General features: G+C 51.0%; 1 rRNA gene. It reads right to left on the bottom strand.

Annotated elements, in window-relative coordinates:
- Positions 1 to 47 precede the first annotated feature (47 nt).
- Positions 48 to 449 (bottom strand): 16S ribosomal RNA (locus AC007G_RS28325); the annotation flags it as partial.

Here is a 449-nt window from a genome sequence, read left to right as displayed (position 1 = left end):
TTCATCAGACAATCTGTGTGGACACTACAAAGGCAGGTTCTTTCAGGTAAGGAGGTGATCCAACCGCAGGTTCCCCTACGGTTACCTTGTTACGACTTCACCCCAGTCATGAATCACAAAGTGGTAAGCGCCCTCCCGAAGGTTAAGCTACCTACTTCTTTTGCAACCCACTCCCATGGTGTGACGGGCGGTGTGTACAAGGCCCGGGAACGTATTCACCGTAGCATTCTGATCTACGATTACTAGCGATTCCGACTTCATGGAGTCGAGTTGCAGACTCCAATCCGGACTACGACATACTTTATGAGGTCCGCTTGCTCTCGCGAGGTCGCTTCTCTTTGTATATGCCATTGTAGCACGTGTGTAGCCCTACTCGTAAGGGCCATGATGACTTGACGTCATCCCCACCTTCCTCCAGTTTATCACTGGCAGTCTCCTTTGAGTTCCCG

The sequence above is a fragment of the Klebsiella sp. CSG-1 genome, from assembly GCF_056521145.1.
Note: the sequence above shows the minus strand (reverse complement) of the source record. Positions and strands in the feature narration are given on the sequence as shown.